The 14,454-nt window shown below is 39.9% G+C and carries 9 protein-coding genes; 3 read left to right on the forward strand and 6 right to left on the reverse strand.

Annotated elements, in window-relative coordinates; genetic code table 11:
• Window positions 1-171: 171 nt before the first annotated feature.
• Both BK575_RS17595 and BK575_RS17600 read left to right on the forward strand, forming a co-directional pair.
• Window positions 172-948: an IclR family transcriptional regulator gene (locus BK575_RS17595; protein WP_078412149.1), complete on the forward strand. Its 777-nt coding sequence runs from the start codon at window positions 172-174 to the stop codon at window positions 946-948.
• A gap of 315 nt (window positions 949-1,263) precedes the next feature.
• Window positions 1,264-2,613, forward strand: coding sequence for an MFS transporter (locus tag BK575_RS17600; RefSeq protein ID WP_078412151.1), 1,350 nt, complete (start codon window positions 1,264-1,266; stop codon window positions 2,611-2,613).
• Window positions 2,614-2,692: 79 nt separating this feature from the next.
• Here the strand turns inward: BK575_RS17600 and BK575_RS17605 are convergent, their stop codons facing one another.
• The 6 genes from BK575_RS17605 to BK575_RS17635 all read right to left on the reverse strand — a co-directional run bounded on the left by BK575_RS17605 (window position 2,693) and on the right by BK575_RS17635 (window position 10,917).
• Window positions 2,693-2,836 carry an FbpB family small basic protein gene (locus tag BK575_RS17605; RefSeq protein ID WP_078412153.1) on the reverse strand — a complete coding sequence of 48 codons (144 nt, stop codon included), beginning with the start codon at window positions 2,834-2,836 and terminating at the stop codon, window positions 2,693-2,695.
• Between the two features lie 544 nt (window positions 2,837-3,380).
• Window positions 3,381-4,598 carry an IS110 family RNA-guided transposase gene (locus tag BK575_RS17610; RefSeq protein WP_078412155.1) on the reverse strand — a complete coding sequence of 406 codons (1,218 nt, stop codon included), beginning with the start codon at window positions 4,596-4,598 and terminating at the stop codon, window positions 3,381-3,383.
• A 243-nt stretch (window positions 4,599-4,841) separates the two neighbouring features.
• Complete coding sequence (gene pruA, locus BK575_RS17615) at window positions 4,842-6,413, reverse strand: L-glutamate gamma-semialdehyde dehydrogenase (RefSeq protein WP_078412157.1); 1,572 nt, start codon at window positions 6,411-6,413, stop codon at window positions 4,842-4,844.
• Between the two features lie 578 nt (window positions 6,414-6,991).
• Entirely contained in the window at window positions 6,992-7,216 is a 225-nt protein-coding gene (tatA, locus tag BK575_RS17620; RefSeq protein ID WP_028398357.1) for a twin-arginine translocase TatA/TatE family subunit, read from the reverse strand.
• Between the two features lie 376 nt (window positions 7,217-7,592).
• A complete protein-coding gene (locus BK575_RS17630) occupies window positions 7,593-9,212 on the reverse strand; it encodes a PhoX family protein (RefSeq protein ID WP_078412161.1) in 1,620 nt (539 codons plus the stop codon).
• 373 nt (window positions 9,213-9,585) lie between these two features.
• Entirely contained in the window at window positions 9,586-10,917 is a 1,332-nt protein-coding gene (locus BK575_RS17635; RefSeq protein ID WP_078412163.1) for a type VII secretion protein EssB/YukC, read from the reverse strand.
• 556 nt (window positions 10,918-11,473) lie between these two features.
• On the opposite strand from BK575_RS17635, the gene BK575_RS17645 reads away from it, so the two are divergent.
• Window positions 11,474-13,804, forward strand: coding sequence for a glycerophosphodiester phosphodiesterase family protein (locus BK575_RS17645; RefSeq protein ID WP_078412167.1), 2,331 nt, complete (start codon window positions 11,474-11,476; stop codon window positions 13,802-13,804).
• Window positions 13,805-14,454 lie beyond the last annotated feature (650 nt).

Here is a 14,454-nt window from a genome sequence, read left to right on the forward strand (position 1 = left end):
CATATAGAATTTTGTACGCTGTCATCTATCAAGGGGGCTCAAGAAAACATTTAATCAAATCGCTGTATTTCAACATTACACTCTTTACAACAAGATCATGAGGCACTGCCCCGCTAATATTGTTGTGAGATGTTAAGAGAGAATTTTAACGTTTTAATATAGGAGGATTTTATGGAAGTCGTAAAAAAAGGAACAACCATTCAATCATTACAAATCGGCATGGGGATCGTGGATTTAATTGCCAAACAAGGGAGGCCGCTGAAATTTTCCGATATTCATGACTTAACCCAAATTACAAAAAGTAATCTGTATAAATACCTTAATACATTCACTCAATTAGGAATTCTTTATCGTGATAAGGAATCCGGATCTTATGTATTAGGGAGTAAACTAATTGAATATGGAATGGCTGCTGCAGATCAGGAAAATGTCGTTGAACGGATCATTCCTTATCTCCAAGAAATCAATGAAAGAAGTTTGAGTACCGTTTTATATTCCAGCTGGACTCCTGCTGGACCAATGATAGTCAAAGAGTTTAACGCAAACCGTGGATATAATATAGGGGCTCAAATGGGAACTTTTCTTCCTCTTCTTTCCGCAACAGGAAAAGTTTTTATGGCTTTCATGGATGAGAAAATGATTCATGAATGGCGAGAGAAAGAATTAAAGCAGATTCCTCCAGAAAAAATGAACGACCTTGAAGAAGAATGTAAAGCGATTCGTCAGAAAGAAATTTCCTTTGCCAGGGAACCTCTCGTTTCATCCGTATCTTCAGTTTCTTTCCCTGTATTTAATTACAAAAAGAAGCTCCTCGGTGCCGTTACCATCGTGGGCTTTTCCGAGTTAATACCTCACGATGAACATGAGGACCTCAGCAAATATCTACTAAACATAAGCAAAGAGATATCTGGAAGTTTTGGGTATAGACCCGACGTGAATGAAAAATAATATATTAGAGGGAAATAAACAAAGCGGGGGAAGCCCCGCTTTTTATGTTGTCTTTCCCTTTTTGTTAAACCAGAACATGAAAGCCTTCATTAAGGAATCCTCGCTTTTCTCCCTTCTGATTAGTCAGAAAAATTACAACACTTAAATTTTTTTGTTGAATATTTAAAAACACCCCTTTATAATCACTAATAGAGAACAAAATTAACTATTTATATAAACGAAGGGGTGATGTTCAGTAGAAAGCTCTTTTTTTCTTGATATTTAAGTAAGCGTTATCATTTTTCCGTATTGAATTTAAATTAAGGGGGAGACAATTTGGCTTACATTAATACGACAGAGGTTATTGCTGACAGTAAATTTAACCGCTTTCATTTAAGGCTGCTCATATGGAGTTTTCTGATTATTGCTTTTGATGGATATGATCTGGTTGTCTACGGAACTGCTGTGCCGGTCTTGATCGATAAATGGAACCTTACCGCGGTTGAAGCGGGAGCAATGGGAAGCTATGGACTATTTGGCATGATGTTCGGTGCCATCTTTTTCGGGACACTGGCTGACCGTATTGGAAGGAAAAACGTCATTGCGATTACATTAATATTTTTTAGCTTATTTACATTTCTATGCGGCTTTGCCGAAACTCCAACGCTTTTCTCTACATTTCGCTTTTTAGCAGGTTTAGGGCTTGGAGGTATTATGCCAAACGTCATCGCCCTGTTGACGGATTATTCACCTAAATCCATGAGAAGTATGATCGTATCCATTGTGTTATGCGGTTATTCAGTCGGGGGAATTCTTGCCCCTTCATTAGGAATCTTTTTGATGCCGGCATTCGGCTGGGAGTCCATTTTTTGGTTTGCAGGGCTGCCCTTACTATTTCTGCCTTTAATGTATAAGCAATTACCAGAAACAGCGAGTCACCTTATCAGAACAGGAAAAAAAGAAGAATTAATCGCTACTCTTTCCAAAGTGAATCCTGAAGTGGCTTTTAACAAAAATGATGAGATTGTGGAACTAAAAGCACCGGAAACAAAGGTGCCTATTGTTGGCTTATTTAACGATAACCGCGCCGTAAGCACTGTCATGTTTTGGATTGCCTTTTTCAGCTGCTTATTGATGGTATATGGTTTGAATACTTGGCTTCCTAAATTGATGATCGAAGCAGGATATGGACTGAATTCAAGCTTAGCTTTCCTCATTGTCCTTCAAAGCGGTGCCATTATAGGTACCCTTATAATCGGGCGGCTTTGTGACAAATACGGTTCTAAAAAAATGCTTGTTCCGATGTATGCTTCTGGTGCAATTGCCCTGACCCTGCTTGGTTTTGGCGGGAATACGTTTGTGATTTATCTATTAGTAGCCATTGCAGGTGCTGCTACAATCGGGGCGCAAAATATTGTACAAGCCTATGTATCCCAGTATTATCCTCCATATATCAGATCGACAGCTTTAGGTATGGCATCTGGCATCGGCAGGATTGGCGGTATGCTTGGACCGCTTTTGGGAGGATTCCTTTTATCCGTTACTTTACCGATTCACTTAAATTTCATCGCATTTGCCATTCCTGGTTTAATCGCGGCTGTCGCCCTCGCATTAGTCCCTGGCAAACATGCTTACTCTAATGAAAGAGATACGGCTTTGAAGTCAAATGCAACGAATGTGAGTTAATCAAAAGCAAAGAGGGTGACTCCCCCTGGCTAATTAGCCAGGGGGGAGTCACCCTCTTTTCCATGAAAGTCATTAAATGTTAAGCAAGCCTTTTAATTTCATGGCGTTTTTCGATACGATTTTCAATTTTTTCCATCTCTTGTTTATCATTAATTAACTCTTGCTTGTTTTCTTGTACTAGCTCTTCAAAAGACTTTCTATATTTGCTCAGTTTTCGTGACATATTAATCCTCCTTTTCATGGAATTTGGGGTAGGGAAAATGATAAAAGGTTCGTTCGTCTAAATAATAAAATAATTCAGTTAACTTATAAAGATGATTTTCAAGAATGATTTGACAAATTTGTGAATTATCTGATAATTTTCAAAACTTGTTATCTTTATACCCTAACGAGGACTCTCTTATTCAACATACTTTACATTTGAAACTTTCTTCTTAAGGAGTCTTGCTGCAGATAATATTGAAGAGTAAGAAGCAATGTCATCTAAGGGGTTTAAGGAGTATATATTAAGACGTATTCACGTACCTTTTACATTCTTCTCTAAATGAACATTGATTGTTTTATAAAAAAGGATGGGTCAAAAGGGTTTCTTTTTCCCCTTTTGACCCATCCTCTTCTTACGATTAGTCAAGGGATTTTAAAAAATTAAAGTACTGTTAGTAAGTTCTATGATTTCTTTTTAAAAGGGGATTTTTAGGCACAGCTAATAAGCCCAGCTATTTCTTTTTTTTTTAGCCAGGGATGTATGTGATATAATCGTTTCAACATTACTTACCAGCGGCCAACTGGTAATCGTAATGCAGATCGTGTGTAATAAGGTGGAAGAGGGACTTCAACAACTTATTCACACAGGCGATGGACGCAACTTTATGACGTTTGTTATAAGGTTGCGTTTTTAATTTGTCATAATAATCCACAATATGATTGCCTCCAAAGCGTCGCTGACGGATCATGTTTTGAATGGTGAAATAGAGTATTTTGCGTAAATAACTGTTGCCGCGCTTGTTGATTTTATCTTTATAAAACAAGGTTCCCGACTGGAAGCGCCTGATGTCAATTCCAGCATAGGCATTCAGCTGTTTATGGTTGTCAAAACGCGTCAGATCTCCTATCTCTCCAATTAACCTCACAGCCGTATTCGGGCCAATCCCGGGAAAACTGATGAGCACCTGATAGTCTTTCCGTTCTTTTGAAAGCTCGGCCATCTGCTTAATCAACGCTTCACGCTGTCTTAAAATCGCTAAATGACGCTTGGCATAGACTCTTAATTGATCACAGCGAACATCCTCAGCGTCTACGGCCGGATAAGAGTCTTGTGCAGCTTCCAACAGTTGCAGGGCTTTTTTCTCTGCCGTTTTAGGAGCTAGTTTTTTCTCTGTATTCGTGAGTAGTCGATTACGGACCACCGTTTTAGACAAGTGTCTCACACAATCAGGATGTGGGAACAACTGTAGAATATTCAAAAACAACTCTGATTTTTGGGTAAACAAGGACTCCATTTCCGGAAAAGTAAGTTGCAGAAGCGTGTGTATGCGGCTGCGAATCAGGCTCAGTTCTTCATCCAGTTCTTTATAGTAGCGAGAAAGAGCACGCATTTGGTCATAATAAGCTTCCTGCGGCTTTTTGATGCGCCGTGTAGCCGTAAAGTGCGTCTGGGCTAGACGATGAGCGTCGCTTTTGTCTGTTTTGTGCATGCGCATGGAAGCTGTTTGAAGCTTAGATTCCAAAGGATTAAGTAAACAATACGGAAAGCCGTACTCCGTGAAAAATCGTTCTAGTTGGCGAGAATACACACCTGTGGCCTCAAATACGATATCAGGGGCCTGTGCGTCTTTTTGGATTAGGGCCTTGATTTGATTATATAGTCTTTCAAAAAAGGAGCGTTTATGAAGCATTTCTCCTTCAAAGATGCAAACTCGGTCAGCGTTATAGATGACCATATAACTTTTCCCCATACTAACATCAAAAGCTATTACACTTGGCATATCCATTCCTCCTAACTTTACGGTAGAAGCGTTCACATCACCTTATCGATTCCCTTTTCTTATACACGATCTCCAGGATCCAACATACTGAAACTGATTCTTATAAGGGAAGTGAAGTAGGCCAGTTTAAAATACGAACTCAAGGTCCTGAGGATGGGTCGACCTATTCTTCACTTCTACTATAAAAAAATAGTAGCACAGACCATGGCCGTGGTCTGTGCTACTAATCTTAGTATGTTTACCTTATTTCATTTTCCGAGAAGTTAGTTTTGCCTGCGTGAACAATAATAAATAATCATAACCGCCGGCTTTCGAGTCCGTGCCAGACATGTTGAATCCGCCAAATGGATGAACGCCCACTAATGCACCTGTACATTTTTTATTGATATAGAGGTTTCCGCAATGCATGGTCTCCAGCGCATAAGCGATTCGCTCTTCGTCTTGAGAGAAATAGGCACCTGTTAAGCCGTATTCTGTATCATTATAAATCTCAATAGCCTCTTTCCAATCCGCTGCTTTTGCTAAAGCGAGGACAGGGCCAAAAATTTCTTCTTGCATAATGCGGGCTTTCGGATCAACATCTGCAAAAACAGTAGGTTCAATATAAAATCCGTTTCCGTCGGCTCTTGACCCGCCTGTCAGCAGTGTCCCTTCTTCTTTGCCGATTTCAATGTATGATAAAATCTTCTCCATCGCTCTTTGATCAATGACCGGGCCGACTGGAGCATTTTCTTCCGGCAGTCCTACTCGTAAGTCTTTCGTTAATTCCGTTACTTTTGCCACCACTTCGTCATAAACAGATTCCACGATAACAGCTCTTGAACCAGCTGAACATTTTTGACCCTGGAAACCGAAAGCAGAAGCAACAATAGCCGCAGCAGCTGCATCTAAGTCGGCTGTTTCATCGACTACGACGCCGTCTTTCCCGCCCATTTCAGCAATGACACGCTTCAACCAAATTTGTCCAGGATGCACTTTTGATGCACGGTCATAAATACGGCATCCTACTTCACGGGAACCTGTAAACGATATAAAGCGAGTTTTCGGATGTTCAACAAGGTATTCACCAACCTCAATTCCATCCCCTGGAATGAAATTGAGTACACCAGATGGCAGCCCCACTTCTTCCATTAATTCAACAAATTTAGCTGCAATCACCGGTGTGGAGTCTGCCGGCTTAAGGATGACTGTATTTCCTGACACAATCGCTGCTACAGTTGTTCCAGCCATAATGGCTAATGGGAAGTTAAAAGGAGAAATGACAATCCCTACTCCAAGCGGAATATACGTAATTTGATTGTCTTCGCCTTCCATTTTCGTAAGCGGCTGATGAATAGACGTCTCACTCAGACGAATCATTTCTCGTGCGTAGAATTCCATAAAATCAATGGCTTCTGCTGTATCGGCATCAGCCTCAGCCCAGTTCTTTCCTGATTCATAAACAAGCCAAGCAGAAAACTCGTGTTTTCGTTGACGCATTAAATCCGCTGCTTTGAACAAATACTCCGCGCGTTCAACAGGAGAAACTTTCTTCCAAGACTCAAATGCTTGTAAAGCTTGTTGCATTGCTTGTTCTGCCAAAACTTGCGTTCCTTTGCTCACACGGCCGACGACTTCGTCTTTATTTCCTGGATTAATAGAGACCGTTCGATCTTCCGTAACGATCTTTTCAGCACCAATGTACAAAGGATACTCCCTGCCTAACTCTTTTTTTACCTTTGCAAGCGCAGCTTGCATGTCCGTTTTATTTTCTTCACGGGTAAAGTCTGTAAATGGCTCATTTTTAAATGGAGAAATTTTCGTTACTGTTGTCATATTAATCAAACTCCTTTTTATAAGTTTTTTATTTTAATAGATTTTTTAATACAACCAAACATTTGCCGGGCGCTCTGCCAGACGTCTCATAAAACAATAAACCTTCTTTTCTACGACTCTCGATTTTTTCTGAATATTTAAATATGTAGCAAGTATATTATAAACATATTTGAACAGTTTTGTATATATATTTTTAAACAAAAATGTTTATTATATAAAATTTTGTTCATAAAACAATCAAATAAACACTTTTGTTTAAAACATAAAATGATTATATGCTGTATCCTAATATTTTCAAACAATAATATCTGACATAAAAATCATTCTTGGTCGTTCTGGCGTAAAAATACTTGGATAAGAGAAGTGGAAAACTTAATCTAATCAATAGCTGTTTAACGAAAAAAGTGAAGTAGCTATATGTTAAATTTTCAACATATAGCCACTTCACTTTTTCACTGATAAAATCCGTATTATTAATTATTTTAGTTTCATTGTCATCTGATATGAAATCGAGTGGTGTGATGAGGATGGATACAGCAATAAGAGCGAAATAGACACCATTCCTCGTCTATCTATCATTATGAAACGGCCGATTTCTCCTGCTTCTTTTCAACAGCCGTTAATTCAGGTTTTTTCGCTTCCTCTTTCTCTTCATCCGACACTAACCCTTTGGCCGCACTCTTGAATTCAGTTAATGTGCGTCCAAAAGCCCGTCCGACTTCCGGCAGCTTGGAAGGTCCAAAGATAATCAAAGCAATGACCAGTATTAAAATCAAACCAGGAATTCCTATATTTTGTAACATTCTACTTGACCTCCTATTATATAACCTTTTTCAAACCCAGCTTTTTTTGAGGAAGATAATTGAACAATTTATAATGAGCTTTATGACCGCAAATATGGCATCTGACACTTTCACTTACTGGATCTTGGTTCGAGATAACGTGAACGTGTGGAAGATACATCGTCTGTAAAGCTTCCTTAACGTGTTTTGTACAAGCAAACATCATCTGTGATGCTCCTCCCATACGAAATATGGAAAAGTGCAAACGAGATTCCCCGTTTACACCTTTCTTTTATAAAGAGGATTGATAGAATTTTAGTTTTTAACTTCACGATTTACAATTCCTATTTTGCTGCATGACCTAAGTCTAATACGTCTTCCCTCTGCTTAACGGTTATTATTTCCCGAAGCTTCCACCTTGTACAGCTACTAAACAAGAACGTCCGAAACTTTGTCCAGGATATGGATTCCACGTATCCGGATGCTGCACATCCAAGAATAGCGTACGCTCATCAGGCGTTAGCCATGGACCGGTGACTTCACAGCCCTTTGGACCTGATGCAAATTGGTGTGGGACACCATAGCTTTTGCCATCCGTCGGAATCATGAATACACCACAGTTTTTATAAGCTGCATACTGATTCGTTTCCGTTGCACCGAAGTCTTCTACAACCCAAAGGTTTCCTTTGCTGTCAAAGTGAAGGTTATCAGGGCAAGTAATGCCGCTTTGCTGTCCCCCGGCAATGAATACTTCAAACGTAAATGCTTCACTGGCATGGTCACCATTCGCAGGGGCAAACCGTATAATTTGACCATGGAAGTTTCCGTGACCTGTGTTATTTGTTAACGCTAAAAAGACAGTTCCGTCATGCGGATGGATTTCCACATCTTCTGGACGGTCTAATTTAGTTCCTCCTACAGCTAGGGCTGCTGCACGTGCATTCGTTAAGACATCAGCTTGGTCAGCGAATTGGGCTTGTAGAGTGGAATTAGTGTTACGATCGAGTGCAACCCATTTTTGTTTTCCAAGATTCGCCGCATATAATGTTCCGCTTTCTAAAATATCGAAGTTTGCTTCGCGGTTGGTTGGATTGAATTTCTTCTCACTGATGAATTTGTAGAAACATGCATCACCTTTATCGTCACCCATGTAAACGACCACTCTGCCGTCTTTTGTTAAGCCCATTGCTGCATTTTCATGTGCAAAGCGTCCAAGTGCCGTATGTTTACGAACAGGTCTGTTCGGATTAAAAGGATCGACTTCAACCACCCAGCCGTAATGATGATCATTGAAGTCAGGCCAGCCATAATCGTCTCCATATTCCGTGTTTTCCTCACAGGATAAAGCAGTATTCCATAGAGTACGCCCGCCGCTGCAGTTTCCAAGCGAGCCATAAACTGTTGTAGCTCCATTGACATATTTACTTCCTTTTGCAGGACCTGTTAATTCAATAGGGGTTGTCCCATCGACACGGCGGTTATATGTATCGTCTTTCACCAATTTCCATTCGCCTTTTTCTTTTTTGACACGAATTACGGAGCCGCCAACTGCTTCTTTTTCCATTTTCAGCAGCTCGGGATAGTTAGAAAGATCTTCTTTTTTAAAAGTAGCTTCGTTAATCCCTAACATCTTCATATAGTTACCTGGTTCCGGGAATTCATGGTTAACCCAGATTAATCCTTCCTCTGAGTTGTTTCCGCCTTTTAAACTATCAATAGGGAAGTAAACAGTGAGGTCCGCTGCATCCCCGAATTTTTCACCTTTTGAGTTAATGACATCTCCATAAGAAGCAATGATGTTATATTTATATCCTTTAGGTAACACTAACTCATTCTCCCATGTGCGATCAACCGGCTTGAACGGTGCTGTAAGCCGCTTTCCCTGGCCTTTCGGCTGACCATTCATTAAATGGTTGGCTGTCATAGCATTCCCTGTTAACGCGCCGAGCCCGGATGATGCTGCAACTAATGCCGCAGTACCGCTTCCTACATAAGTTAAAAACAAACGACGATCCATCGATTATTAGCCCCCTAAAATGGTTTTAATGAACTCACAACTAGGATTATATGTAATTAATAAAAGAAAGTTAATAAAGGCAGTGTAAAGAATTGTTAAATAAATATAAACTTTTTAATTATTTGTAAACTTTCGATAGCCAATACGATAGGGCGGTGTTTTGTTATTTTTCAATTAACGATTAATATAGTGAAAATAAAGTAGAGATTATTATCCTTTAAATCAAACGAAAAGACCTGCATTCCAAGTAAAATGCAGGTCTTTTTAGAGTTTAGACGGATTGGTTAACTTTTAACAGATTATTTATTACATTCAACAACTATTTTTTATTAACAATCCTGTTATATATCACTGATGTCAAAATTATTTACAGTTACTGCTGCGATTGTTGTAACTTTGCTACCTCTTCTTGAATTAAGCGCAACCTCTTCTGCTTCTCAATTGGATTCATGGAATAGCCTTGAACTATTTTATAGGCTTTTTGCTTTGATTTAATCATCAGAGGGGTGTTAAGATATTCCTTTGCAAAATTATAAGCTTGTGCTACTTGGTTTCGAGACAAATAAGCATCCACTACAATCGTTTGTCTGCGTTCATCCATGGTTGCTTTGGATCTTAAACCAATCACCTGATCCCAATCTTTCCGAAAGTAAGCTTGCTCAAATCTCACGTTCGGTGAATCGGCCTTTAACGTTTCAATTCCAGCCGGATCATTTTTTATAAGATAGTTGAGTATCCTTTCTTCTGATGAAACGCTAATTGCCTTAGAATAACGCTTTGTGGCAATATACGCCTCTTTCAATAGCTGCTTTTCTTCTTCAGAAAGGTTTTTTTCATTTTCTAAGTTTTCAATGATTTCCTCGTGGGATTTTTTATAATAAAGCCTATAAAGATTCAATAATTGTTCGTTTTCTCTTAAAGCTTTTCTAACCAGCTTTAAATCTTGTTCTTCCGCCTTAACCTCCTCTTCATTCGGTGAATGGTTAATGGCAAAAGGGCCCACAGATACTAAAATAATAAAGGCTAAAAGTGCAATCCCCCCTAAAACTACGAATTTTTTTCGGAGTCCATAGGCTTTCGTTTTATGATCAGTTTCCCGTATATACTGCTCTTTTACTCGTTCACGCTCATGAACAATAGCAGTATGTAGATCTTCAAATGTTTTAGCATCAATGATATGTCTTAAAAATTCACTCGTATTCTTATAAATACTATATAAACCTTTTTGTTTTACACTATGGAACGAATGTTTAGTAAATATATAAACAATCAGACATTGGATATGATAAAGATAATTCCCATCTGATGGATTGGTTAGTCCCCTAAGACCTCGATATATCAGCTTTACCTCTTGCAATGACCTGAAATAGATATTCTCCGGATACATAAATGTTACGTATCTACTGTCCATCAATTCTTTAAAATTCAATAGGTTTTCAGCAATAGCCAATTTCGATAATATAGATTGTTCCCTCGCCTTTGATAGAGGCATAAACCCTTCTTCAATCTGGTAATAAAGGGTTAAATATTGCTCATCAAAATCAATCTCCCTACAATCGAAAAAAAGAGGATCAGGCTGTTTTAATTGTCGTAACTGTAAATCACTTAGCTCTCCAACTTTTGTCAGACTAGAAGGAATCCGATAAGTCATATGCCTTTTACCATATTCAGCTGTTCCTTCTAAAAAAGCAGTCGTTTTTTCCATAAGATGACCAATCACCTTTCATCAATAAAGTACTTTACTACTATTCGTAATGCCTCCCTTTTTTAAGGGGGTAGAAAGACATAGTTTCACAAAAAAAATTATTAAGGTTTAACTCCACTAAAAATCAATTTACTCTACACTGATGAGTCAAAATCCCTTGAACGTCATAGAATTCAAGGGTTTCCAATTTCATATATCAACCCAATATTTAGGTCCGACTGATTGTTGTGAAAAATCTCGAAGCCCTTTCCCTTTGAGTTATTCTGTAACTTAACTCCCCATACCTTACGCCGTTGCTGCTTCAGCCCTTCCCGTAATAAACAGTTTTTCTCATTAGCGAATGCAGATGTATTACCCCACACCCGCTCCCCTTACTTCTTATCCCTCTATTCCATTTTTACAATATTTTTACAATATCTTTGCAAAACATTCATTCCGCATTTACCTTCATTGCGTAATATTTTCATAGGAAACATATGTATTTCTTCTTGTTTATCTATAAGAACACCTCACGATCAGTCACAATGTTTCTACTAAATAAAAAAGGAGACTAGCAATGATAGCGAAATTTAGGGGAAATTCAAAAAAGGTTGCAGCTGTTTTAGTGTCGGCAAGTATTTTGGGAAGTATGTGGGCAGCTCCTGCTGACAGTTCACTTAAGGTTCACGCTGCAGAACAAGTTCTCACAGAGGAGAACTTTGACCAAATTGCCAACGGCGGGCTGCCTGCTGGCTGGAAACTCGTACAAGGGGATGGCAAGGTTGTGGACGGCAAGCTTGTATTATCTTCTCCCTCCTCTTCTGCTCCTGCCAGAGTAGTCATTCCTTTAGAAAATCAACCAGGGAATTATGTTTTCGAAGCGGATATGACGTTTCAAAGCGCGGTGGAAGACAGCCGGTGGGCTTCATTGATGTATCGTGTACAGCCAAATTCTTATCCGTATTATCAATTTGCCATGCGCAGAGGAACGACGGCGCTGAATGGGCTGGAGTTCGCCATTCGGAATGAAAACAATCAGTGGGTCGTACCGGAAACGAATTTTTATCCAGAAAATATAGCTTTCAATAAAACGTACCATATTAAAGTGATTGCAAGCGGCAATCGTGTCCAGCAGTTCATCGACGGGGAACTTGTGGTTGATACGGATCAAGCCGGGAAATGGACAAGCGGAGATGTTGGCTTTCAAGCGAACGGTGCGACTGTTCAATTCGATAATGTAAAGGTGAATGCATATCCGAATGCGCTTCCGCCTTTAGCGAAAACGAACGCTTTTCTTCCGAAAGAAGCAAAAACGAATATCGTAAACCCGCCTACGATCATTTCACAAGCCGCTGCGCAGGAAGGCGTATCTTCCGTTATCCTGCAGGCGAAGCGGAACGGACAGGGAGAATGGACCGTTGACGGGGCTCCTATTGAAACAGCTTTAGAAAACCTAAAGGGCAAATTCATTCCGGTTATTCAGGTGGAAGAACATACAGATATTGAAGGTCTCGCGAATATTTTGAAAGAAACACAGACACGTGATTTCCAGATTTTATCCAGCAATCCTGCCATCGTGAAAGAAATGCGCAGTTTTATTAAAACGGCTCGCGGCGCCCTTCTTCACAACAAGTCATCCTTTAATAAGAATGATATGGCTGCTTTCGTGCGTGACATTCATGACAGCAATGCAATGGTTGCGGTCATTCCTCAAAAGAATCTAAATCCTGATGTGATCCATTATTTACATAGCCGAGCAATTTCGGTCTGGGGAAGCGGTGCAGAGGATGTACAAGCCGCCCATGCGCTCATTCATCTTGGAGTGGATGGCATCTTGACAGAGAAACCTCAAGCCTCCATTGATGCTTTAGGGCAATATCCGGAGAATACGATTGTTCAGCGACCAATCGTTGCGGCACATCGCGGTGTTCCTTCACTTGCGCCTGAAAATACGATGGCTTCCTATCGCAAGGCTTATGAATTGGGAGCCGATATGATTGAAACCGATGTTCAAATGACTAAGGACGGCAAACTGGTGATTATGCATGACACCACTGTCGACAGAACAACGAACGGCACGGGCAAGGTAAAGGAATTGACGATGGAACAGATTCGTGCATTGGATGCCGGCAGTAAGTTTAGTCCTGAATTCCAAGGTGAAAAGGTCCCTGCCTTTGAAGAGTTTTTGAATGAGTTTAAGGGGAAAGATGTGGTCCTGCTTGTCGAGCTGAAAGCGGACGGTATCGAGAAGCAAGTGATGCAGGAAATTGAGCAAGCTGGAATGGTTGATCACGTAGTCATTCAAAGCTTTAATTCCAACCATATTCGAAACGTTCGCAGTCTCAACCGTGAAGTTGGCACTGGTTATCTTTACTCGGCAGGCATCCCTTCCGAATTAGACGGCAGACTGAAAAAGGCCCAGCAAATGATGCAGTACGGCGCCAGCATGAACGCGACGCTGAACGCAAGTTATGGCAGTCTATACCCTGAATTCATCCAGTACATGCGCCAGCGCGGATTCCTCAATATGCATTGGACGTTCAGAGACGAGAATCCATTTGGACAAGCCTTGCAGGCCGGTGTTGTCGGACCGATCACAGACTACACTCAGTGGCTGACGGATGCGCCGATCCGTCTGGAGATCCCAAACAAAAAAGTGAATCTGAAAGTCGGAAAATCGGCAGTGATTCAGGTCAAATCCTTTGTAAATTATCGTGAGGGTAAAAAGGAAAATATTGCGACGACCCTCTTCGTAAACAACGGAGAAACGAAGGTTAAAATCGACGGCAATACCATTGAAGCAATTGAGCCTGGAACGGTAAATGTGTTTGCGATGCATACATTCCAAATGCTCGGGAAGGAATGGCATCTTGTAGCTGAGCCGATTGAAGTAACGGTTACCGAATAAATGTCCTCTTTCAAATGGAGGGACATTTTATAGCTGCCGGTCTATTTTCGCAGCCTTGCCAGGATATTGATTGAAAGGAATACTTTATACAGATCTATTTCATATAACAGTGATTTCAACCTATCAAAAATCCCTGGATTCATCCAGGGATTTTTCAATGTAAAATACTAAATGCAGTCACTGTGAGCTATTCTAAGATGAGGGGTTTAACATAAAAGATGTGCCTGGGGCAATGGGTAGATAATGGAGAAATAAAGTAAGGAATTGTAAACAATCGAGGAATGTTCATCATAAGCTTATTCAAGGGGAGTTATTACATGAAACTCTATTTTGTTTTCAAGAAGCTCCCGGCTGTAGTTTGTAATTCCACAAGAAAGAATAATGTGTAGAGATACATGGCTTCAAACATACATGAGATATTCTTTTCTAACGTATTCATAAACATTTTCATATTCATCTTTCCCTTCTCTTATGTACTTGATATCATCATACTAACGATTTCCTATAAGATCTCCTTCTTTGTCAGGTTACCTCTCATCATTTTTTTAAAATTTTCATCGTTTAAACCGTCTATTTTTACGAATCCGGTAAAACGATGACCACAACAAAAGGAAAAAAGCCGCTTTACATCTATCCAGCGAATGATGGAA

It is taken from the genome of Priestia abyssalis (genome assembly GCF_002019595.1).
Taxonomy (GTDB): domain Bacteria; phylum Bacillota; class Bacilli; order Bacillales; family Bacillaceae_H; genus Bacillus_BA; species Bacillus_BA abyssalis.

What these genes read in the sequence shown, in the direction of transcription:
- BK575_RS17645 (WP_078412167.1), top strand. Translation starts at nt 11,474, where the DNA reads ATGATAGCGAAATTTAGGGGAAATTCAAAAAAGGTTGCAGCTGTTTTA.
- BK575_RS17610 (WP_078412155.1), bottom strand. Translation starts at nt 4,598, where the DNA reads ATGCCAAGTGTAATAGCTTTTGATGTTAGTATGGGGAAAAGTTATATG.
- pruA (WP_078412157.1), bottom strand. Translation starts at nt 6,413, where the DNA reads ATGACAACAGTAACGAAAATTTCTCCATTTAAAAATGAGCCATTTACA.
- tatA (WP_028398357.1), bottom strand. Translation starts at nt 7,216, where the DNA reads ATGTTACAAAATATAGGAATTCCTGGTTTGATTTTAATACTGGTCATT.
- BK575_RS17595 (WP_078412149.1), top strand. Translation starts at nt 172, where the DNA reads ATGGAAGTCGTAAAAAAAGGAACAACCATTCAATCATTACAAATCGGC.
- BK575_RS17635 (WP_078412163.1), bottom strand. Translation starts at nt 10,917, where the DNA reads ATGGAAAAAACGACTGCTTTTTTAGAAGGAACAGCTGAATATGGTAAA.
- BK575_RS17605 (WP_078412153.1), bottom strand. Translation starts at nt 2,836, where the DNA reads ATGTCACGAAAACTGAGCAAATATAGAAAGTCTTTTGAAGAGCTAGTA.
- BK575_RS17630 (WP_078412161.1), bottom strand. Translation starts at nt 9,212, where the DNA reads ATGGATCGTCGTTTGTTTTTAACTTATGTAGGAAGCGGTACTGCGGCA.